This window comes from Cellulomonas humilata (genome assembly GCF_013359775.1).
Classification (GTDB): Bacteria; Actinomycetota; Actinomycetes; order Actinomycetales; family Cellulomonadaceae; genus Cellulomonas; species Cellulomonas humilata.
Genome location: NZ_JABMCI010000057.1, coordinates 1 through 21,560 on the forward strand (window position 1 = coordinate 1; position 21,560 = coordinate 21,560).

Consider the following 21,560-nt stretch of genomic DNA (forward strand, 5'->3'; position numbering starts at 1 on the left):
CGTCCTGATCCAGAACATCACCATGCTCGAGGTCTGGAACAGCGTCCTCGCCCAGATCGAGGCGCTCACCGGGATCACCAGCTACGCCGTCATCTTCACCGTGGCGTTCGCCGTCGCCGTGTCGGTGCCCGTGGGCCTGCTCGCCCTCGCATCTCGCATCGCGGCGGGCCGCAACCTCGAAGACACCAAGATGAACTTCGCTCGCTTCGGGTACGCGCTCATCCCCCTGGACGTCGCCGCGCACCTCGCGCACAACCTGTTCCACCTGCTCGCCGAGGGCGGCTCGGTCTACTACACGGTCGCCAACCTGTTCGGTGCCGGCGTCAGCGGTGACCCGGCACTGATGAGCACGGGCACCATCCAGGTGCTGCAGTTCGCGCTCCTGGCCCTCGGGATCGCCGGCTCGATCTACACCGCAAAGCGGATCTCCTACCGCCGATACCGCACCGCCGCCCGCAGGCGCTCCACGCTGACGCCCTACGTCGTGATCATCGCGCTGCTCGGTGCGATCAACGTGTGGATGTTCCTGCTCCCCATGGCCCACCGCATGTGAGCAGTGGGCACCGCCTTCCCGATCATCACCCTCTCACCGCGACCCCAGGAGGCCGACCCATGCCTGCGCCCCGCTCGACGGCACACGAGACGACCACGGACCCATCCACACCCACGGCGCTCCGAGTCGCCATCGTCGGCGCCGGCCCGGCCGGCATCTACGCCGCCGACATCCTGTCCAAGGCCGGCCTTGACGTCAGCATCGACCTCTTCGAGCGGCTGCCCGCGCCGTTCGGCCTGGTGCGCTACGGCGTCGCGCCCGACCACCCGCGGATCAAGCAGATCATCGTCGCCCTGCACAAGATCCTCGACCGCGGCGACATCCGCCTGCTTGCGAACGTCGACTACGGCACGGACGTGACCCTGGACGACCTGCGCCGGTTCTACGACGCCGTCATCTTCTCCACCGGGTCCATCCGCGACGCGAGCCTGCCGGTGCCGGGCATCGACCTCGACGGCTCCTACGGCGCCGCGGACTTCGTGTCCTGGTACGACGGGCACCCGGACGTCCCGCGCACGTGGCCGCTGAACGCCCAGCACGTCGCCGTCCTCGGCGCGGGCAACGTCGCCCTCGACGTGGCTCGCATCCTGGCCAAGCACGCCGACGACCTGCTGCCCACAGAGATTCCCGCGAACGTCTACGACCAGCTGAAGGCGTCGCCCGTCACGGACGTGCACGTGTTCGCCCGGCGCGGCCCCGCACAGGTCAAGTTCTCGCCCCTGGAGCTGCGCGAGCTCGGTCACGTGCCGGACGTCGACGTCATCGTCTACCCCGAGGACTTCGACTTCGACGAGGGCTCGATGGCCGCCATCCACTCGTCGAACCAGACCAAGCAGGTGGTCAAGACCCTGACGGACTGGACGCTCCTGGAGGTCGAGGAGCACACGTCGAGCCGGCGCATCCACTTGCACTTCCTGCACAAGCCGGTCGAGGTCCTCGGCGAAGACGGCAAGGTCATCGCGCTGCGCACCGAGCGCACCGCCCTGAACGGGGACGGCAACGTGTCCGGCACCGGCGAGCTGCACGACTGGCCCGTCCAGGCCGTCTACCGCGCGGTCGGCTACTTCGGCTCGCCGCTGGCGGACATCCCCTTCGACGACGTCGCCGGCGTGATCCCCAACCGCGAGGGCCGCGTGGTCGACGTCGACGGCGAGCACCTGCCGGGCGTGTACGCGACCGGCTGGATCAAGCGCGGACCGGTCGGTCTCATCGGGCACACGAAGTCCGATGCGTCCGAGACCATCAAGCACCTCGTCTCGGACGTCGACCGCCTGCAGCGACCCGAGCACCCTGACCCCCGGGCAGTCACGGCACTGCTCATCGAACGCGGCATCGACCCCATCGAATGGTCCGGCTGGCAGCTTCTCGACGCCTACGAGCAGTCGCTCGGAGCGGCGCAAGGCCGCGAGCGCATCAAGGTCGTTCCCCGAGAGGAAATGGTTGCTGTCAGCCGCCGTCAGCCGTGAGCGTGAGCTTGGGCGGTGGGGGCTGAGCCGCGGGCTGTGCGCCGGGTCCGTGGTTTCACCACGGCCGAGCTGCGCCGTAGCGCGGTCCAGGCTCCCGCCGCCAGTACGGCGAGCCAGCCAAGACCCAGCACGAGGTATCCGGCCTCGTCGAATGTCGACGTGAGCGCGGCGTCGGTCAGGACTCGGATCCCGCCGTAGCCAGGCAGGACCTCCGCCCACCCCGGGGGCGCACCTCGGAGCATCGGGCTCTGAGCAATGCCCAGGTCCATGAAAGGCAGCAGGAACGCGACGAAGACGCCGCTCACCCGGCCCAGAACGGGCCCGATGATCACTCCGAGGAAGGCGTAGGTCAATGCCACCAGGAGGTTCGCCATGCCGTAGAGCACCCACTGGTGCGCATCGAAGACCAGCGCCGTCACGGCGAGCGAGGCCACCGTGGCCAGGGTCGCCGCCATCGAGACCACCGTGAGCCGAGCACTCGCCAGAGTGCTGGAACGCATGCCGGCAAGGGTCAGCCGCTGATCGCCGGAGCGGGCGTCCAGTGCGAGGAACAGTCCCGCCAGGGTGGCCAGGGACGCCACGGCGATCGGTGCCATCGTGCCTGCGTGCATGTGCGCGGGGTCCATCGCCCGGGTCACGAGCGTGCCGCCCTCGTTGAGGACGACTGGCGTCGAGCCGGAGGGTGTGATCGCGTCGGCGAGCAGGACGAACACCGCCGGCACGACCGCGAGAAGCACCCACAGCACCGGGTTGCGACGCCACTCCCGCAGGCCGGTGCCGAGCGCTGCGCGCAGCTGGTCCGGCCGGGAGCCGGCGGCGAGCGTTCGCCGCGCGGCCGCCCGGCCCGGTGGCCGAATAACCACGAGCGCGACCGTCGCGGATGCGGCGGTCCACGCGAGTGCCCACCCGAGATCCCCTAGCCGGCCCTCGTGCCCGGACGGGACGCCGACCATCCACAAGGACACGAAGTGCGTCGGTAGCGCACGGGAGATCGGTTGCGTCGACCCGCTCAGCGTCGGACCGAAGAAGACGTCCAGGATCCAGATGAACAGGATCAGCACCGTGCCGTTCACCGGGTTGCGCACCCGGGACCCGACCGCCGCACCGATGCCGAGATAGATCACTGAGAACATCACGGTCCCCGCGACCACGCGGCCCGGGTCCTCCAGGCCTGAGGTTGCGACGAGTGCCAGCAGCGCGGCCGCGGACGCGAGCGACGCGATGATCAGGCCGCACAGGACGCGTGCCTGTGCGAGTCGGCGACCGGGCAGCCCGGCGAGCACGAGGCGACGGTCGGTGTCCCTGCCGGCCGATACCTGGAAGTACATGGCGAGTGCGGAGATGAAGGCCGAGGCCCATCCCGCGGTCACCGCCTCGATGGCGGGCGCGCCGCCCTGCCCACCCAAGAGCCGAGCCGCGTCGGCGAGCGCAGGAGCCGCGGCGACGACGAAGGCCACAGGCACGAGGACGAGCACCAGCAGGTTCGTCCTGTTGCGTGCGTAGTCGGCAAGGAACCCGCGGACGAGTGCAGGGATCATCGTGGCACCGCCCGTCCATCGCGCAGGTCCAGGATGCGGTCGAAACGCTCCTCGTCGGCGACGAAGTGACTGATGATGAGGACGCTTCGCCCGGCGATCCTGCGATCTGCGACGAGGTCCCAGAAGCGTAGGTACGTATCCCAGTCGAAGCCGGCGTAAGGCTCGTCGAGCAGGAGGACCTCGGGGTCGGCGAGCAGCGCGAGACCCAGGTTGAGCTTGGCGGTCGTGCCTCCAGAGAGCTGACTCACGCGCGCTCGTGCGTATCGCTCAAAGCCGAGCGCCGCGTAGATCGAGGCTCGTGACTCACGTTCCACCCGGCCGGCGATCCCGTAGGCATGGCCGAAGAGCTCAAAGTGCTCGTCGCACGTCAGCCGCTCGTAGAGCTGAGGAACCTGCGGGCAGTAGCCGAGCCGCGTCGCGCGCTCGACCTCGCCGGCGTCAGGAGCGAGGGCGCCCACGAGGATCTTCATCAGCGTGGACTTGCCCGATCCGTTCTCACCGACGAGACCCACGACTTCTCCCTTGTGCATGGAGAAGTTGACGCCCGCGAGGACGGGGACGGCTCGCCGCGCGGGCCACGAGCCGCGCCTGTACGCCTTGTCGATGCCGTGCGCGGCGAGAACGACACCTCCGGATCCGGTCAACTGCGACAAAGCGTCCATGACCGTGACTCCTTCCATACCCCCAGGGGGTATGCGAGTCACGCTAGCACTCCGACGAGCGAGCGGATGCGGCCGGGGCGATGAAGATCTCGTCAAGGTCCGGTGCGATCCGCGGCACCGCAGATTCGTCGGATCCGTCGACCGGGGATCACCGAGATGAGATCGCCCGTCGGCTGGGCTGACCTTGGGTGTGCACGTGCCGCCGCCCGACAACCTTCATGGAGCGTTGATCGTTCCTCCACGAGACACCTGCTCGCCTCGCGAATGCTGAGGCTATGGACTCCGTGAAGGAACAGCCGCTCGTCGTACCGAGCGCTTCAGCGACAGATCAACCCTCCGGTGTGCGCACTCTTTGGACAGCGCTCAACGGCGCCCTCGGTGCCGTCTCTGGCGTGGCGCCGCACATCCTGCACCACGTCGGTCCGCTGGTGGGCACGGCGCTGGTGGCAGGTGCGGGGGGCACGCTCGTATTCGGCGCGCTTGGGCTGGCGTTGTCCGTGCCATTCCTGATCCGGCTCCACAAGCGATTCTCGAGCTGGTGGGCGCCCGCCCTGGCACTCGCGCTGTTCGCAGGGATGTTCGCACTGTCGACGTTCGTCGTCGGCCCTCGCCTGAGCGGCGTCGATTCGCCCCCGCAGAACGTCTCGCCAACGGAGCACGCGGGCCACCACGAGTCGCCCTCGGACAACTGAGTCTCAGAGAGGGGCATCAGTCGGGTGCGCCGGGCCATGCTCCCGTCGGACAGGCGCATGCCGGCGCGCGACGTTCCAGACTGGGCGGGAGCGTGACCGTCAGCGCACCGGGACCGCCGCGACCCGCTGGGGCACGGTGCTGGTGGCCCGGGGGTTCTCCTCGAGCGAGACAGCCTGGAAGTTCCGTAGGCGCAAGCTGTTGGTGACTACGAAGACTGACGAGAACGCCATGGCCGCCCCCGCGATCAGCGGGTTGAGCAACCCGGAGATGGCGAGGGGGATCGCGGCCACGTTGTACGCGAACGCCCAGAAGAGGTTGCCCTTGATCGTGGACAGCGTCCTACGCGACAGACGCACGGCGTCGACCGCCGCCCGAAGATCACCCCGAACGAGCGTCAGGTCGCTCGCCTCGATGGCGACGTCCGTTCCGGTGCCCATCGCGATACCCAGGTCCGACTGAGCGAGGGCTGCGGCGTCATTCACCCCGTCGCCCACCATCGCGACGACCCGTCCGCTCTCCTGCATCTCGCGCACTACGCGGACCTTGTCCTCCGGCAGAACTTCGGCGACGACCTCGTCGATCCCGACCTCGGCGCCGATCGCCCTGGCCGCCCGGTAGTTGTCACCGGTCAGCAGAACCGGTCGCAGGCCGAGCGCCTTGAGCTCGGCGACCGCCTGACGGGACGTCGGCTTGAGCGTGTCGGACACGATGAGTAGACCGCGAAGTGCGCCGTCCCATCCGACGGCCACAACGGTGCGCCCGGCCGACTCAGCTGCCTCGAGAATCGTTCCCAGCTCGGGGTCGAGGTGGAGGCCCCACTGCTTCGCCATCCACGACACCCGCCCTGCAGCGACAGCATGCCCGTCGACGACCCCGGAGACGCCCAGACCTTGGGTGTTCGCGAACTGTTCCACGGTAGGCAGGATGCTCAGTTCGCTTCGCGCCCCAGCTGTGATTGCCCGCGCGATCGGGTGCTCGGAAGCGTCCTCGAGCGCCCCGGCGATGCGCAGCACCTCGTCGCGCGTGGAGGTGCCGGCGGGTCGTACCTCGACGAGCTGCATCTGCCCGCTCGTCACGGTTCCCGTCTTGTCCAGGACGACCGTGTCGACCTGGCGCGTGGACTCCAGCACCTCGGGTCCCTTGATCAGGATGCCCAGCTGGGCGCCCCGGCCAGTACCCACCATGAGAGCGGTGGGCGTGGCCAGGCCGAGCGCGCAGGGGCAGGCGATGATGAGCACAGCCACGGCGGCGGTGAACGCCGCCTCGGCCCCAGCCCCTGCCCCGAGCCAGAACCCGAGCGTGGCGACCGCAAGGCCGATCACGATCGGCACGAACACCGCAGAGATCCTGTCCGCGAGACGTTGCACCGGCGCCTTTCCGGTCTGCGCCTCCTCCACCAGGCGAGCCATCTGGGCGAGTTGGGTGTCGGCTCCGACCCGAGTCGCGCGGACGAGGAGCCGGCCACCGGCGTTCACTGTGGCGCCCACGACGGTGTCACCCGGTCCGACCTCTACCGGAACCGGCTCGCCGGTCAGCATCGACGCGTCGACGGCCGACGCACCCTCGACGACCATGCCGTCGGTCGCGACCTTCTCCCCGGGCCGAACGACGAAGATGTCACCGACGATCAGGTCAGCCACGGCTATCCGCACCTCGGTCCCGCCGCGCACGACTCCGACGTCCTTGGCCCCGAGCTCCATGAGCGCGCGAAGTGCCGCGCCCGAGCGCTTCTTGGCGCCTGCCTCGAAGTAGCGCCCGAGGAGGATGAAGACCGTGACGGCTGCCGCGACCTCGAGGTAGATCTCGTGGCCTCCGCCACCGCGGTCCGGCACGATGTCGAACGCCATGCGCATTCCCGGCCTGCCGGCCGCCCCGAGGAACAGCGCGTACAGGGACCACCCGAAGGCTGCCAGGACGCCGACACTGATGAGGGTGTCCATGGTCGCCGCCGCGTGCCGGGCGTTCGCCCAGGCAGCGCGGTGGAACGGCCACGCTCCCCAGACGACGACGGGTGCGGCGAGGGTCAGAGACAGCCACTGCCAGTTGTCGAACTGCAGCGGCTCGACCATCGAGAGGATCAGCACGGGCGCGGTGAGGACGGCCGAGAGCGTGAGCCGGTGCCGTAGGGCCGCCGTCTCGTCTCGGACCTCGGCGTCCGGACCAGCAGCCGGCTCGGATCGGTTGGTCTCACGAGGGCGGGCGCTGTAACCCGTCGCCTCGACGACAGCGACGGCCTCGTCGATCGTGGTGCCTTCGGGCAGCGTCAGCGTGGCCTTCTCGGTCGCGTAATTGACGCTCGCCTCGACGCCAGGCATGCGGTTGAGCCGCTTCTCGATCCGTGCGGCGCAGGACGAGCAGGTCATCCCGCCGATCTCGAGCTCAATGGCCTGGGTCACCCGGCCTCCGTTCTGGTGGTCACTCGTGGTCGGCCGGCATGTCATCGGGCTGGTCTACCGAGGACGGTGCCGGGTTGATGTCGATCGGCCCGATGGCGGCCCCGACGCCGACTCCGACGCCGAGGGCCGCCGCGAGAACGAGCCCGAATCCTGCGAGCCGTCCCGCATCGTTCACGCCGATTCGCCGACGAGCTCGTATCCCGCCTCGTCCACGGCCGCGCGGACGTCGTCCAGAGCGAGATCTGCGTCGCTGCTGACGACGACGCGGGATGTGCCGTCGTGCACCAGGGCGACGTCGACGCGCTGCACGCCGGGGAGCTTGGTGATCTCGGCGGTGACCGACGAGACGCAGTGGCCGCAGGTCATCCCCGTGACCGCGTAGTTGGTCGTGCTCATGGCGTGCTCCTCTTCATGTGTGTGGTGCTGACAGACACTCATCATACCCCCATGGGGTATGGCCACGCGGGCGGTCGACTCCGGCAGGTGAGGCGGAGCAGCCGACTTCACCGAGCCGCGAAGGGCGTGCTATGAGGTGTGGTGGTGGCTCACGGGCTCGTCCTTGTCGGCCCGCGGAGCTGCGCTCGCCTCGTCGCCTCGCCCCTTGCCGTGCCCGGAATGCCCGGAGTGTCCGCCGAACATCATCCCGACCATCATCAACGGGCACGCGAGGAGGATGGCGTAGCGCAGCGCCTCACCGGCTGAGTTTCCGAAGAGCAGGAGGACGCCGAACAGCCCCGCCGCGATCAGCGCCATCCACTTCACATGCCCGAGCCCGCTGTGGTTCATGGTCATCGACTCCTTCGATCCCTAGGTCCACGGTCTGCCTTCGTCCACCCGATCGCGCGACAGCTCGACGGGAGGACCGGCTGCTTGCAGCGTCCTGCGTGCAGTGCCCACGTACGGCTGAGGCCCTGTCAAGAACCGCTGAAGAAACCGCCTGGACGCCAAACCTGGAGTGCCGGCGTACTGCACCGATATCCGGAAGACCGACGGCACCGGGCAGGGCCCAACGCTCGTCGTCCGGCACTCGCTCCCGCGAGGCGCCCCGACGATCCTTGGTCAGATCTTCATCGCCGCGGCCTCCACATATACCCGTGGGGGGTATATACCTGACGAGTAGTGCGACGTCGATGCGTGGCTACGAGATGAATGAAGGTGGGCTTTGTGAACGGGACGGATGTGGGGGTCCTGGCCCTTGGCGGGCTGTTCACCGCGGTAGTGGCGTGGTTCTTCTTCGCGCCGAGAAAGACCCAGCAGGCCCAGCTGGAGGGAGGGGTGCAGGTCGTGACCGTGACGGTGAAGGGCGGCTACAACCCGGACCTGGTCGAGGTCACCGCCGGCACGCCAGTCCGGCTCCTGTTCGACCGCCAGGAGAGTGGTGACTGCACCTCACGCGTCGTGTTCCCAGACTTCAAGGTCAACGCGAGCTTGCCCGCGAATCGGACCACCGCTGTCGACCTGATGCCGGCCGTACCTGGCGACTACGAGTTCGCGTGCGGCATGAATATGGTTCGTGGTCGTCTGCGCGTCGTGGCTGGCGGTGGTGGTGCGGTGGACTCGGCGGGGCGAGCTCCCGCGGCTTCCGCGGCCGCCGGGCCGGCGGCCCGCGAGGTGACGACCTCGCGGGAGGGCGGTCTGCAGGTCGCCGACGTTCTCCTCGAGGATGTCGCCAACCCAACCGTCGTGCTGGTCGAGCCGGGCGTGGCGGTCCAACTGCGGCTCGAGCCGGCCGACGATTCGGCCCGGCACGAGCGGTTCACGCTCGCCGACCTCGGCATTGATGTGCCACTCGCGGAGCACGGAGTCACCGTGGTCGAGATCCCGCCGCTCTCGAGAGGCTGGTACGAGTTCACCTGCGGCACGGGGACGGCGGGAGGCAGCATCGTCGTCCGCGCGCCGGCCAGAGATTCCGGAGCGAACGAAGGCGCCCACGGTGTGGACGATGCGGAGGCCCAGGACCGGGCGGCGGAGATCGCCGACCTGAAGAAGCGGGTTCTCGTTGGGGCGGTGGCAAGCGCTCCGGTTCTTTTTGCCGTCATGGCGACAGAGCTGTTCGGTGCGCGGTGGGTTCCCGACCTGCTGATGAACCGCTGGGCCCAGCTGGCGCTGATCACACCGGTGATGTTCTACACGGGGTGGCCGATCCACAAGACCGGCTGGTTGGCGCTGTCCCATCGCAGTGCCGACATGAACTCGCTGATCACGTTGGGCACCATGGCGGCCTACGGCTACAGCCTCATCGTGACCACCCTGCCGAGCCTTCTGCCGACGATCGCCCAGGAGGTGTACTACGAGGCTGTCGGGGTCATCATCACGCTGATTCTGCTGGGTCGGTTGCTGGAGACCAAGGCCAAGGCGGGCACCGGGGAGGCGATCCGGGCCTTGATCGGGCTGCAACCGCGGACAGCGCGGATCGTGCGCGAGCACGTCGAGATGGAAGTCTCCGTCGAGGACGTGCGGATGGGCGACGTCGTCGTCGTCCGTCCTGGTGAGAAGCTCCCTGTCGACGGCGAGGTTCTCGACGGCAGGTCGTCGGTCGACGAGTCGATGATCACCGGCGAGCCCATGGCCGTGACGAAGAGCATCGGCGACATGGTCGTCGGAGCGACGATCAACCAGACCGGCTCGTTCCGCTACGTGGCGACCAAGGTCGGCGCGGACACTGTGCTGGCGCAGATCATCCGGCTCGTCCGCGAGGCGCAGGGGTCCAAGGCGCCGATCCAGCGGCTGGTGGATCAGGTATCGGGCTACTTCGTGCCCGCGGTGATGGTGATCGCGATCTGGACGTTCGCCGCGTGGGCACTTGTGGGCCCACCGCCCGCGTTCGTCCTCGGGCTGGTTGCGGCCGTCTCGGTGCTCATCATCGCGTGCCCCTGCGCGCTCGGTCTGGCCACCCCGATGTCGATCACCGTCGGCACGGGCAAGGGCGCCACCCATGGGATCTTGATCCGCTCGGCGGAGGCCTTGGAGACCGCGCACAAGCTGGACACCGTCGTGCTGGACAAGACCGGCACGATCACCAAGGGCGCCCCGGCCCTGACGGACGTCCTGCCGTGCCCGGGTTTCGACGCGGACGAGATCCTCGCCCTGGTGGCCGCCGTGGAGCATTCCTCCGAGCACCCGCTGGCCACGGCGATCGTTGCAGGCGCCAAGGAGCGAGGTCTCGACCTTGCGGTCGCGGAGGCATTCGACTCCGTGACCGGCCAGGGTGTGCGCGCCTACGTCGGTGGACGTGAGGTCCTCGTCGGAAACGTTCGGCTGCTGGCCACGGCAGGGATCGACGCTGCACCCCTCGTGGCCGACGTGGCCCGCCTCGCCGGCGACGGCAAGACCCCGATGCTGGTGGCCGTCGAAGGGCGCGCAGCGGGTGTCGTCGCCGTGGCAGACACGCTCAAGCCCGGCTCGGCGGCCGCCGTCGCTGCCCTGCAGGCCAGGCGCATCGAGGTGGTCATGATGACGGGGGACAACCGGGACACCGCCGCCGCGATCGCGCGTCAGGTGGGCATCACCCGAGTCGTCGCCGAAGTCATGCCCGAGCACAAGGCCGCCGAGGTCAAGCGGCTGCAGGCCGACGGGCACATCGTCGGCATGGTGGGTGATGGCATCAACGACGCCCCCGCGCTCGCACAGGCCGACGTCGGCTCGGCCATCGGCACGGGCACGGACGTCGCGATCGAGTCCTCGGACATCACCCTGATCTCCGGGGCGCTGTCTGGGCTGGTCACCGCAGTGGACCTGTCGCGAGCCACGATGCGCAACATCCGCCAGAACCTCGCTTTCGCGTTCGTCTACAACGGGCTCGGGATCCCGATCGCCGCCGGGGCGCTGTATCCCTTCTTCGGCATCACGCTCAGTCCCATGCTCGCGGCGGCGGCCATGGCACTGTCTTCGCTTTCGGTGGTGGCGAACGCCAACCGCCTTCGCCGATTCACGCCGCAGGCGATCCCAGAAGTCGTCCGAGTCCGTTCCACGGAACCCGTGGTGGAGATCGGACGCTACGAAGAGGAACAGAACCACCACGAGAAGGAGGAACCCATGTTTGGCAAGACACAGAAGGTTGTCGACCCGGTGTGCGGGATGAGCGTCGACCCAGCCACAGCCGCCAGCCTCGAGCACGACGGAGTGACGTACTACTTCTGCTCCTCGCACTGCGCGAAGAGCTTCGAGGCCAACCCGGCTGAGTTCGTCACCAGCTGACCCGTCGGGGAGGCCGCCCGCCGTGCGCGCGCGGCCTGCCCGACGGACGCGAGACGAAGACGGACCGCCGCGAACGGACCGGAAGTGGTACGGCCTGGCTGCGCGTCACGGACGCGTCCGAGCGCGCGCTCGAGGTGCTCCAGAGCACGCGACGAGATGCCAACACCTCACGAGAGGACCATCGATCATGGCGAACCCGAGGACCACCAGGCTGGCCGTGGCTGGCCTGGATCTCGCCTCCTCCGCGGCGATCATGCCGACGACGCCGGTGCGCCGAGCTGACCTGCTCACGGTCGAGGCGCTCGCCCAGTTGCAGCCGGCCGTCGTCCCCTTCGACCCGGACGCACCGTCTGTGCGCCCTCCTTCGCCGGGCCCAGACGGCGACCGCTGATCGGCCCGCACATGGCAGCCAGACGCAGCGGCCCGGCGGACCCCATATCCGGGGTGCGGCGATCACCCAGTCCGGCACGGATGTTGTGGATCACCGCCGCGCTGGGCTCATGCTTCATCGCCATTCAGTGGGGGCTGCGAGATGCCCCCGTCCTGTGGTTCGCGGCCCTACGTGCGCTCGTCGCCGGAGGAGGGCTGCTCGCGCTCGGTGCGATACAACGGCGGCCGTTCCCCGTTGGGCCAGGGGAGTGGCGGCGCCTCACGATCCTGGGTCTCGTGAACGTGACACTTGCGTTCGGGGCCATGTTCGCTGGCGCCGCGGGACTAGCCACCGGCACGGCCGCGGTACTCGCCAACGCCCAGCCCCTGCTGATCCTCCTGCCCGCGTGGTGGCTGTACGGCGAGACGCTCTCCGCCCGGACCACGACCGCAATGGTGGTCGGCTTTGCTGGCCTGCTCGCAGTGGCGTTGCCCGGGGGCGGTGGTAGCGGTGCGGCGCTTTCGCTGCTGGCCGCGGCCGCTGTCACCGGCGGGACCCTTCTTGCACGACGACTTGGAGGTCTCGACATCATTGTCGCGACCGGATGGCACCTGGTGATCGGCGGCGTCGCTCTGGCCGGCCTCGCTGGCGCGATCGAAGGCGCCCCCGCCATAGCTTGGACCCCGCGCTTTTCTCTGTCGCTTGCCTTCCTCGCCTTCGTGGGCACTGCGGCGACGACTGTCGCGTGGTTCACCGAGGCGCGCCGCGTCCGTATGGACGCCCTCACCGCTTGGACATTCCTGACGCCCGTCTTCGGCATCGTGCTCGCGGCGGCCGTCCTTGGCGAACGGCCGCAGGGCTGGACCGCTGCGGGCCTTCTGGTCGTCTTGGTAGCCCTCTACCTGTCGGTGCGCCCTACGCGTCAAGCATGGGCGCCGCCACCGGACACCGACGAGTCCGCGTCGGTGCACCCCTCACGCCCGGTGAAGCCATGAGATATCCGCCATCGAAGATGCGTTCGTCCACTCCGGCACCCGCCGGTGCCACACCGCCCCAGGAAGCGGTGATCTTCGACCTGGACGGCGTCGTCACCGACACCGCCACCCTCCACGCCGCCGCGTGGCGACAGCTGTTCGCCGATGTGCTGGCCGACGCCCGAGTCCCGGGCGGTGCCTCCCATCAACCGTTCGACGCGACCGCCGACTACCGCCGGTACGTCGACGGGCGCGCGCGGGAGGACGGGGTGCGCAACTTCCTCGCTGCCCGGGGGATCGAGATCCCCCTAGGCTCGCCCGACGACCCTGCCGGGTCCTGGACCGTGCACGGTCTGGCCGGGCGCAAGAACTCGATCTACCTAGGCCTGCTCGCGGGCACGGGCGTCAAGGCCTACCCGGGCACCTCCGAGCTGCTCGGCAGGCTTCGCGCGGGTGGCGTCCGGCTCGCCCTCGTCACAGCGAGCCGAAATGCTGCGGCAATCGTGACCGCGGCCGGCCTCGACGGGGTGTTCGACGTCGTCGTGGACGGCGAGCGAGCCCAGGACCTTGGACTACCAGGCAAGCCGGATCCGGCCATGTTTCTCCAGGCCGCGAACGAGCTCCGGGTACAGCCGGCTCGCGCCGCCGTGGTCGAGGACGCTGCGGCGGGCGTAGCCGCGGCACGGCGCGGTGGGTTCGGCATGGTCGTGGGGGTCGACCGCGGTGGCCAGCGCGATTCGCTGGAGGCTGCCGGTGCGGACGTCGTCGTCTCCGACGTCGCGCAGCTGGACCTCGGGTCGTTGAGAGCGGACCCGTGGGTTCTCGTCTACGAGGGCTTCGACCCGGCGCACGAGGGGCATCGCGAGGCGTTGACCGCGCTGGGCAACGGCTACCTCGGCACCCGCGGCGTCGCTCCCGAGCGAGCGAGCGATGGTGTCCACTACCCAGGGACGTATCTGGCCGGGGTGTACAACCGATTGACGACGATGGTGCACGACAGGCAGATGGAGGACGAGTCGCTCGTCAACGCCCCCAACTGGCTCGTCTTCGACGTGGGCATCGGCACCGAGGGCTGGTGGTCGGCGGGTGCCCTGACCATCACCGCGGAGCGCAGAGAGCTGGACCTGCGGCGGGGAGTGTTGACGCGGACCGCCGTGCTGACAGACCAAGCCGGCAGACGGCTACGCCTTTCCCAGCGACGTCTCGCGTCGATGGCGCGGCCGCACCTCTGCGGTCTTGAGACGACTCTGGTAGCCGAGGGGTGGGACGGACCTATCAGAGTGCGCTCGGGTATCGACGCCGGCGTACGCAACGACAACGTCGCCGAGTACCGCGAGCTCGCCGACCGGCACTTGCGGACGGTGACGGTTCAGGAGGCCGGCGAGGCCACCATGCTGGTCGAGGTTGAGACGACCCAGAGCCACGTGCGGATCGCCACCGCGGCACGCACCACGGTCACCGGTGCCGAACCCAACCGGGATCCCGTCCTGGAGCACGATCGGGACCGTGGGGACCTCCTGCTGGAAGTGACCCTGCACGACGGTCAACCGGTCACCATCGACAAGACCGTCTCGATCTTCACCACCAAGGATCGGGCCATTGCCTCGCCCCGGCTCGCCGCCATAGAGGAGCTGCTGCGGGCACCGGACGGGTTCGCGGGGTTGCTCCCCGACCACATCGCCAGCTGGGCACGGCTCTGGAGCCGCTATGGCATTGCGCTGGACGCTGATCGGCAGACCCAGCTCGTCCTCAATCTGCACGTGTTCCACGTTCTCCAGTCGGTGTCGGCTCATAGCGCCGAGCTGGATGCGGGCGTGCCCGCGCGGGGGCTGCACGGAGAGGGCTACCGCGGGCACGTGTTCTGGGACGAGCTCTTCGTCCTACCCGTGCTGACCGCTCGACAGCCCTGGCTCACGCGCTCCTTGCTGGACTACCGGTTCCGGCGGCTGGACGCCGCCCGCGACGGCGCTGCGCACGAAGGTCTCCGTGGAGCGATGTTTCCCTGGCAGAGCGGTAGCGACGGCCGTGAGGAGACGCCCAGCATGCTGTTCAATCGCAGATCCGAGCGCTGGATGCCGGACAACTCCAGCCGCCAGCGGCACGTGGGGCTGGCGATCGCCTACAGCGCCTGGCGGTACTTCGAGGTCACCGGGGACGTCGCCTGGCTCGTGCATCGCGGTGCCGACCTGATCATCGAGGTGGCCAGACTCTTCACGTCCTTGGCCACCTACGACGCCGTGGAGGACCGCTTCCACATCGACGGTGTCATGGGCCCGGACGAGTACCACGACGGCTACCCCGATGCTCCCGGCGGCGGCCTGCGCGACAACGCCTACACCAACGTGCTTGCCGCGTGGGTGCTGCGCCGGGCCGTCGAGGCCCTCGAGCTCACACAGCGCCACGACTGGGACGAGCTGCACGAACGCCTGCGGATCCAGCCGACAGAAGCCGATGACTGGGACCACCTGGCGAGGCGACTGGCCGTGCCATTCCACGACGACGGAGTGATCAGCCAGTTCGCCGACTACGCGGAGCTGAAGGAACTGGACTGGCCTTCCTACCGGGCCAGGTACGGGAACATCGGACGTCTGGACCTCATCCTGGAAGCCGAGGAAGACTCCACCAACCGGTACAAGCTTGCCAAGCAAGCGGACGTCCTCATGCTCGTCTACCTGCTGGGCCCCGAGGTCCTTGTCGAGACGATCGGCAGCCTCGGCTACGGCATCACGCCCGATGCGCTCACGAGGACAGTCGAGTACTACCTGGCTCGCACTGCGCACGGGTCCACGCTGAGTCGCGTCGTGCACGCCTCGGTGCTGGCACGCGTGGACCCGCGACGCTCCTGGCAGACGTTCCGGGACGCCCTCGCCGCGGACCTGGACGACACCCAGGGTGGGACGACCAGCGAGGGCATCCATCTCGGTGCGATGGCTAGCACTCTAGACATCGTCACGCGTGTCTTCGCCGGCTATCGCACGGTGGGTGACATGGTCGTCCTTAACCCGCGTCTGCCCGACGGGCTTGTCTCGGCGCGGTTCGGTCTGGTGCACCGCGGGCAGCGCTTGCAGGTTCGGCTGGACCGCGACTCTGTTGCAGTGGCGGCCGACCCGCGGGTAACCAACCAGCGTGTGCGAGTGCGGGTGGGCGGGCGGACCAGGACGATGGTGGACGGTCAGGACGTGGTCTTCACCACTCCGAGACCCCGAGAGAACGCGACGGCTCAGGATGCCGCATACGGCGCGTGAGCGTCATTCGCCCACCCGTGTTGCTGCGAATCCGGCGAGGATCTCGATTCGCTGGGATGCCCCGAGCGGGCGCACCGGCGGTGGGGTCACGGCGAGACCAAGGTGCCGTCCGGGTGCGGCGCACCGGCGGGCGCGATCACGCCCGGCCGACCCTGCGTAGTGCGCCGGCCGGCTCGGACGATCGCCACACCACCGACCGCGATGCCGATCAACGCCCAAAGCTGCGGTTGTGTCAGCCCGCCGAGCACCGGGGTGTTGATGCGCAGGAACTCCACAAGGAACCGGGACATGCCGGAGAGCACGAGGTAGGCCCCAAAGACCCCGATCGGTGCCAGGCGGTGCTCGAGGCGCCAGAGGATCACGGCGATCAGCACGGCGGCGAGGGTCTCGTACAGCTGCGTCGGATGCACCGGGACCGTCGACGGAACGACGCCGTCCGGGAAGGCGACGCCCCAGGGCAGCGTGGTGGGTGTGCCGTAGGTGCCGTCTCCGGACAGGAAGCAGCCGATCCGACCGATGCCGTAGGCGAGGGCGAGCGGCGCTGCCGCGGCACCGGCCACCTCGGCCGCGGGCAGGCTATGGCGCCGGATGACCACGAGCGCTGAGATCACACCGCCGATCAGACCGCCGTACCAGGTGAAGCCCATGCCGCCCAGGTGGTGCAGGCTGAAATCGGACAGGTGCTCCAAGACGTAGTAGGCCTTGGCGCCGACGAATCCCCAGATGGTGGCCCACAGCACCAGCGAGGTGGCGGAATCCTTGGGGAGTCCGAGGCGGGCGAAAGCCCGGCCGAGAAGCCAGATCGCGACGATCGCGGCGACGGCTTTGCTGACGCCGTAGCTCTGCACTTGAAAGCTGCCGATCGAGAACAGCACCGGTAGCACGTGAGTCTCCCTCCTGAATCCGGCGGCGGTGCCGTCGGCCGATGACGCGACGGGGCGCCCGACGACCACGCTGGGCCCTTATGCCCTCTGGTCCGGCTGGCGTGTGATCAACGTTCGATGAAAGTCACCCCCCACCCTGTCGTTGGGCCCGAGGACGTGCGCTGGGCCCGGCCCTCAATGGCGCATCGAGTCCTCTGCTGCGGGCGGTGCGCTCCACTTCAGCCGTGCGGCCCGCCGATGTCCGCTTCGGGCCCGCCGCTGGGGCGCTAGTTGGAACGGGGACGGGTGCCTACAGTGCAGAGGTCGGGCCTGAGCGGGCGCGCGCTGCGGCTCCACTTCGACACCGGGTATGCGCGGCTCGCCGCGCCGGCGTTGAGAGGATCGGTCAGCGGTGGCTTCGCAGAGGGAGTTCTTGACCTGCGGACCTCTCGGTGAGGTGTCTGAGTCCGGAGAAATGTGCCACTGACCTCGCCGAGCCAGGTGTCGAAGTACCGGACGAGTTGACCGCCTGGAGGGGCGTGGACTGGTGGGTCATGGCCGGGCCGTTCGTCAAACCAACGGCTCGCGCCTGAGGGCGGCGAAGACCTCGGCGCGGCGGCAGCTCATGTTCGGCAGGGAGGGTGGGTGCATCACAGCGACGCGGGGAACAGGACAACCTACGCACCGCCGGTTGTTCGGCCACCCGAGCACGATCGGTTCGCCGTTGGTCAAGTCTTTGCGGAACTCCCCTTCACGGCCTTGAGGTCGGTCAACGATGGAGGACGTTCGTCGGATCGGACTGCGTCCTCGGCGTGGCCCGGAGGACCGGGCGCGAGGCTCCGCAGCGGGAACCTTCACCGAAGGTTGATCGGCGGGCGCCAAGATCGCTCGCCACGTCCCACGACAATGAATGGGGTCGCGTCCGTCCGTTCGATGAACATGAGTAGGTGCTTCTTGATGTCTTCAACTTCCGCCGCCGGCATGAGCCGCCGCCACTTCCGCCAACTGAGCGCGGTGGGCGTCGCGGTCGTCGGGGGCGGCAGGTTCGCAGGTACCCGGGTCCTAGGTGGCCCGCAAACCGTCGGTCCGGGTGCCGTGGCCGTCATCCTGGCCGAAGGAGGTCCGCGGGCCGGCGGCAGGATTCTCCGGCGTGACCTTCGCGCCGCGCCGACAGACGTCGACCTCGCCGGGAGGATCGTGCGAACCTGGGCGCACGACGGCGTCATACCAGGCAAGGGGATCCGGCTCGGCGCCGGTGACGAGCTGGGCGTGCGCGTCACGAACAGCCTCCCCGCGGAGACGACGGTGCACTGGCACGCCCTGGCAGTGAGCAACGACATGGACGGCGTGCCGGGTCTCACCCAGGACGCGGTACCCCCCAGCGGGGCGCTCGAGTACGCCCAGCGGTCTCGGACCCGGGACGTACTGGTTCCATCCGCACGTCGGCGCCCAGCTTGAGCTGGTGATTCGCTACGAGTCGACGATCGACACCGTCATCGTGCTGCCGATGGAGACGCTTTGGTCGACCTGCAGGCCGAGAATCCCGAGCAGTGGGCGATCCACTGGCACAACATCTACCAGCGCTGAGCTGGGAATGATGATGACCCTGCTCTGCTACGTCTCATGACGGCGTCCGCGACTGCGTCGGTCGGCCGGGCAATAGCCCCGCCGCGCGCCGTCCCAATGCCGCGCACGGTCGGGCAGGCACCCCGGGCATGGTCCGCGCTCCTCGCGGTCGCAGCGGGACCGTTGACCGAGGCGGCGTTCCCCGGTCGGTCCTGGTGGCCGATGGCCTTCGTAGGGATCGCCCTGTTCTTCCTCGCCCTGCGTCGGGACTCGGCGTGGTGGGGCTTCGTCGTGGGTTTGCTCTACGGGCTCGGCTTCTTCCTGCCGCATGTGTGGTGGGCGAACGAGGCGGTCGGGCAGCCGATCGGGTGGGTGGCGCTCTCCCTGTTCCAGGCGTTCTACCTCGGGGTGTTCGGCGCCGCGTGGGTCTGGGTCCGGCGGGGCGCCTGGGTGCGCGAGCGCGACTGGCGGCAGGTCGTGGCGGTGACTGTCCTGTGGATTGCCGTCGAGCAACTCCGGGGCCGATGGCCCTTCGGCGGCTTCCCGTGGGGGAGCCTTGCCTTCTCCCAGACGGGCTCCCCGCTCCTGCGCCTTGCTGCGGTGGGTGGCGAGCCGCTGGTGAGCGGCGCGGTCGTCGCAACCGGCGCCGTGCTGGCCGTCGTTGTGCTGAGGCTGTGGACGCGGCGCGTCGGTGAGGCGGGCCTGCGTCTGGGCGCCGCCCTCGCGGCCGTGCTCCTGCCGGGGCTCGTACCGCTAAGCACGGTTGCGGAGTCCGGCACCCTCTGGGTCGGCGCCGTGCAGGGGAATGTGCCGTCACAGGGGGCTGAGGCGATGTCCCAGGCGCGGGAGGTCGCCGCGAACCACGCTGATGGTACGCGCGCCCTGCTCGAGCAGGTGGACCCGAGTGAGCTCGACCTGGTGCTGTGGCCGGAGTCCGCCTCGGACATCGATCCCCGCACTGACGAGGCTGTGGCTGCGACCGTCGACGCCGCCGCACGCGCCGTTGACGCCCCGATCCTTCTGGGCACCCAACGATTCCTGCCAGGTCTCCGGTACAACAACTACATCCTGTGGAAGCCGGGGGCGGGGGCCGACCCAGGCGTGGAGTACACGAAGCAGCGGCCGGTGCCGTTCGGTGAGTTCGTCCCGTACCGGGAACTCTTCCGGCAGGTGGCTCCCGTCGTGGACCGGATCACGACCGACATGGTGGCCGGGACCCGCGCTGCCCTGGTGGAAGTGGGCATTGAGCGTCTCGGGCGTCAAGTGCCGATCACCACCGCCATCTGCTTCGAGGTGGCGTACGACGACCTGATCCGGGAGGGCGTCCTCGGGGGCGGCGAGCTCATCGTGATCCCAACGAACAACGCTTCCTTCGGCCTGACGCCGGAGTCGACACAGCAGCTGGCAATGTCGCGGTTCCGCGCGGTCGAGCACGGGCGGGCCGTTGCGCAGGTCTCCACGGTAGGTGTCAGCGCCCTGATCGCCCCCGACGGTGATGTTCTGGTCTCGACGAGTCTCTTCACAGCCGAGCAGATGGTTGCAGAGCTGCCACTACGAACGTCGATCACCCCGGCGGACTGGCTGGGGGAGTGGCCGGGGATTCTTGTGGATGTCATCGGGGTCGTCTTGGTCTTTGCCGGGCTCGCCGCGAGTCGAAAGGAACCGACCCATGCAGGAGTCCGCCGGTGTCAGTGAACATGTGGCGGTGTCGACGAGCAGCGAGACGGCCCGTGATGAGGCGGTCCGGACATGTGGCGCCCGAGCCAATCGCGAAGCTGCTCCCGCGTTGATCCATCGATCCGCGGTTGGAGGCCCCTCAGCGGGCCGCCCCGCTCCGCGAGCATGTCGCGCAGCACAGCCAGCTCCGCGCTCTGGGACTCGACGATCGCCCGTGCGAGGAGTCGGACATCATCATCAGTGGCCGCAGCGACTGCGGCCTCTGCCATCTCCACGACGCCCTCGTGATGCGAAATCATGAACTGGAGGTAGAGGAGGTCAGCCTCCGTCCCGGTCGCTGCACTCAGGGCCACGTCCTGGGCATTGGCCATTCCGGGCATCTGGAGATCACCGGACGGCGCGAGCGTCGAGGCGTGGTCCATGCCGGTCATCCCGGTGCCGCTGGCGGACATCCAGGCCATGAGGCCCCGACGACGTCTGCGGCAGATCCCATTGCTTCATCTGAACGGCCTGGCCATGGCGGGTCTGCATGTCACGCGAGAAGCCGGCGTCCACCGAGTCCGCGTCTGGCGTCGCGGCACTTGCCCCACCGAGGCTCAAGCCGATCCACAGAGCCCGGGCGGCTTATGCGACGAGCATGAGCAGAGACATCGCGACCAGCGGTCCGGGTCGGACGCGCCGAGCGGCGTCGTGCGTCTCGGTCACGCGGGAGCTCCGGTCCCCCCGGTGCACGGCGCGCCCGGTTCGGGCGTCTGCTCGCCCTGCTGGTACTTCGCGAGGAACTGCTCGAGGCGAGGGTCTGCCGCATCATCGAGGGGCAGCTGCACGCCCCAGGCGCTGGCGACGATCGGCGTGGACTGTCCGTCGAACGGGCTGAGGAGCACGTAGGGGTTGCGCTGCGCCAGCGTCCTGAGAGCCTCGACCTGGTCCTGTGGTGCGGCATCGGTGTACGTGATCCAGACCGCACCGTGCTCGAGGGAGTGCACCGATTCCTCATTCACCAGGGCGTCCTCGTACACGCCGCAGTTGGTCCAGACGCCAGCGTGGTTGCCGCCGACCGGTGGAGTTTGCTCGTAGTTGACGGGCTCGGCGACGTGGTCACGTCCGAGGTCGGCGAACTCTTCGACACCGTCGATCGGCTGATCCGCCGCGGCCTCGATCGCGGCCTTGCGATCACTCTCGCGGCTGAGCATGACGGCGGTGGTGCCGATCAGGCCGACGATCACGAGCGCCACGGTTCCGAAGATCAGCATGTCGCGACGTCGTTCCTTGCGTCGCTGCTCGGCTCGCACAAGGGCGAGTTTCGCGGCGCGCTCCTGTTCCGCCTGCTTCCGACTGCTCACGTCGCTCCTCGCGTCAG

General features: G+C 68.9%; 15 protein-coding genes and 1 pseudogene. 8 read left to right on the plus strand and 8 right to left on the minus strand.

Annotated features, from left to right (window positions below; all coding sequences use genetic code 11):
* Both HP550_RS06965 and HP550_RS06970 read left to right on the plus strand, forming a co-directional pair.
* Nucleotides 1-553: pseudogene (locus HP550_RS06965) on the plus strand (4Fe-4S binding protein); the annotation flags it as partial.
* Nucleotides 554-612: 59 nt separating this feature from the next.
* Nucleotides 613-2,019 (plus strand): FAD-dependent oxidoreductase, encoded by a 1,407-nt coding sequence (locus tag HP550_RS06970; protein WP_175346870.1) that lies wholly within the window; start codon nt 613-615, stop codon nt 2,017-2,019.
* Here HP550_RS06970 and HP550_RS06975 read toward each other — a convergent pair.
* Nucleotides 2,010-3,557: an ABC transporter permease gene (locus HP550_RS06975; RefSeq protein WP_175346871.1), complete on the minus strand. Its 1,548-nt coding sequence runs from the start codon at nt 3,555-3,557 to the stop codon at nt 2,010-2,012. The genes HP550_RS06970 and HP550_RS06975 overlap by 10 nt on opposite strands.
* Nucleotides 3,554-4,219, minus strand: a complete 666-nt coding sequence (locus HP550_RS06980) for an ATP-binding cassette domain-containing protein (RefSeq protein ID WP_175346872.1) — start codon at nt 4,217-4,219, stop codon at nt 3,554-3,556. Before HP550_RS06980 ends, HP550_RS06975 begins: the two co-directional genes overlap by 4 nt.
* Nucleotides 4,220-4,494: 275 nt before the next feature.
* On the opposite strand from HP550_RS06980, the gene HP550_RS06985 reads away from it, so the two are divergent.
* Nucleotides 4,495-4,911 (plus strand): hypothetical protein, encoded by a 417-nt coding sequence (locus tag HP550_RS06985; RefSeq protein ID WP_175346873.1) that lies wholly within the window; start codon nt 4,495-4,497, stop codon nt 4,909-4,911.
* Nucleotides 4,912-5,010: 99 nt separating this feature from the next.
* On the opposite strand, the gene HP550_RS06990 is transcribed toward HP550_RS06985, so the two are convergent.
* The 3 genes from HP550_RS06990 to HP550_RS07000 form a co-directional block, all read right to left on the minus strand.
* Complete coding sequence (locus HP550_RS06990; protein ID WP_175346874.1) at nt 5,011-7,353, minus strand: heavy metal translocating P-type ATPase; 2,343 nt, start codon at nt 7,351-7,353, stop codon at nt 5,011-5,013.
* A gap of 126 nt (nt 7,354-7,479) precedes the next feature.
* Nucleotides 7,480-7,704, minus strand: coding sequence for a heavy-metal-associated domain-containing protein (locus HP550_RS06995; RefSeq protein ID WP_175346875.1), 225 nt, complete (start codon nt 7,702-7,704; stop codon nt 7,480-7,482).
* 129 nt (nt 7,705-7,833) lie between these two features.
* The gene (locus HP550_RS07000; protein WP_210767775.1) at nt 7,834-8,100 is read right to left on the minus strand and encodes a DUF2933 domain-containing protein; all 267 of its coding nucleotides are present in this window, start codon (nt 8,098-8,100) and stop codon (nt 7,834-7,836) included.
* 357 nt (nt 8,101-8,457) lie between these two features.
* On the opposite strand from HP550_RS07000, the gene HP550_RS07005 reads away from it, so the two are divergent.
* The 3 genes from HP550_RS07005 (at nt 8,458) to HP550_RS07015 (ending at nt 16,094) form a co-directional block, all read left to right on the plus strand.
* Nucleotides 8,458-11,505 (plus strand): heavy metal translocating P-type ATPase, encoded by a 3,048-nt coding sequence (locus tag HP550_RS07005; RefSeq protein ID WP_246280654.1) that lies wholly within the window; start codon nt 8,458-8,460, stop codon nt 11,503-11,505.
* Nucleotides 11,506-11,976: 471 nt separating this feature from the next.
* On the plus strand, nt 11,977-12,870 hold the full coding sequence (locus HP550_RS07010) for a DMT family transporter (RefSeq protein ID WP_210767776.1): 894 nt from the start codon (nt 11,977-11,979) through the stop codon (nt 12,868-12,870).
* 17 nt (nt 12,871-12,887) lie between these two features.
* Nucleotides 12,888-16,094: a beta-phosphoglucomutase family hydrolase gene (locus tag HP550_RS07015; protein WP_175346902.1), complete on the plus strand. Its 3,207-nt coding sequence runs from the start codon at nt 12,888-12,890 to the stop codon at nt 16,092-16,094.
* 86 nt (nt 16,095-16,180) lie between these two features.
* On the opposite strand, the gene HP550_RS07020 is transcribed toward HP550_RS07015, so the two are convergent.
* Nucleotides 16,181-16,969, minus strand: coding sequence for a prolipoprotein diacylglyceryl transferase (locus tag HP550_RS07020; RefSeq protein WP_343048030.1), 789 nt, complete (start codon nt 16,967-16,969; stop codon nt 16,181-16,183).
* Between the two features lie 969 nt (nt 16,970-17,938).
* On the opposite strand from HP550_RS07020, the gene HP550_RS23200 reads away from it, so the two are divergent.
* Complete coding sequence (locus tag HP550_RS23200) at nt 17,939-18,415, plus strand: multicopper oxidase domain-containing protein (protein WP_425484423.1); 477 nt, start codon at nt 17,939-17,941, stop codon at nt 18,413-18,415.
* 225 nt (nt 18,416-18,640) lie between these two features.
* On the plus strand, nt 18,641-20,218 hold the full coding sequence (gene lnt / locus HP550_RS07030) for an apolipoprotein N-acyltransferase (RefSeq protein ID WP_175346879.1): 1,578 nt from the start codon (nt 18,641-18,643) through the stop codon (nt 20,216-20,218).
* On the opposite strand, the gene HP550_RS07035 is transcribed toward lnt, so the two are convergent.
* Entirely contained in the window at nt 20,212-20,661 is a 450-nt protein-coding gene (locus HP550_RS07035) for a DUF305 domain-containing protein (RefSeq protein WP_175346880.1), read from the minus strand. The two genes, lnt and HP550_RS07035, sit on opposite strands and share 7 nt — an antisense overlap.
* Before the next feature lie 240 nt (nt 20,662-20,901).
* Nucleotides 20,902-21,543 carry a DUF3105 domain-containing protein gene (locus HP550_RS07040; protein ID WP_175346881.1) on the minus strand — a complete coding sequence of 214 codons (642 nt, stop codon included), beginning with the start codon at nt 21,541-21,543 and terminating at the stop codon, nt 20,902-20,904.
* Nucleotides 21,544-21,560 lie beyond the last annotated feature (17 nt).

Bases quoted from the DNA above. Each gene is read 5' to 3' on its own strand.
- HP550_RS06970 (WP_175346870.1), top strand. From the start codon at position 613: ATGCCTGCGCCCCGCTCGACGGCACACGAGACGACCACGGACCCATCC.
- HP550_RS06985 (WP_175346873.1), top strand. From the start codon at position 4,495: ATGGACTCCGTGAAGGAACAGCCGCTCGTCGTACCGAGCGCTTCAGCG.
- lnt (WP_175346879.1), top strand. From the start codon at position 18,641: ATGCCGCGCACGGTCGGGCAGGCACCCCGGGCATGGTCCGCGCTCCTC.
- HP550_RS06980 (WP_175346872.1), bottom strand. From the start codon at position 4,219: ATGGACGCTTTGTCGCAGTTGACCGGATCCGGAGGTGTCGTTCTCGCC.
- HP550_RS06990 (WP_175346874.1), bottom strand. From the start codon at position 7,353: ATGACATGCCGGCCGACCACGAGTGACCACCAGAACGGAGGCCGGGTG.
- HP550_RS07015 (WP_175346902.1), top strand. From the start codon at position 12,888: ATGCGTTCGTCCACTCCGGCACCCGCCGGTGCCACACCGCCCCAGGAA.
- HP550_RS23200 (WP_425484423.1), top strand. From the start codon at position 17,939: ATGAGCCGCCGCCACTTCCGCCAACTGAGCGCGGTGGGCGTCGCGGTC.
- HP550_RS07035 (WP_175346880.1), bottom strand. From the start codon at position 20,661: ATGGCCTGGATGTCCGCCAGCGGCACCGGGATGACCGGCATGGACCAC.
- HP550_RS06975 (WP_175346871.1), bottom strand. From the start codon at position 3,557: ATGATCCCTGCACTCGTCCGCGGGTTCCTTGCCGACTACGCACGCAAC.
- HP550_RS07010 (WP_210767776.1), top strand. From the start codon at position 11,977: ATGTTGTGGATCACCGCCGCGCTGGGCTCATGCTTCATCGCCATTCAG.
- HP550_RS07000 (WP_210767775.1), bottom strand. From the start codon at position 8,100: ATGACCATGAACCACAGCGGGCTCGGGCATGTGAAGTGGATGGCGCTG.
- HP550_RS07005 (WP_246280654.1), top strand. From the start codon at position 8,458: ATGAAGGTGGGCTTTGTGAACGGGACGGATGTGGGGGTCCTGGCCCTT.
- HP550_RS06995 (WP_175346875.1), bottom strand. From the start codon at position 7,704: ATGAGCACGACCAACTACGCGGTCACGGGGATGACCTGCGGCCACTGC.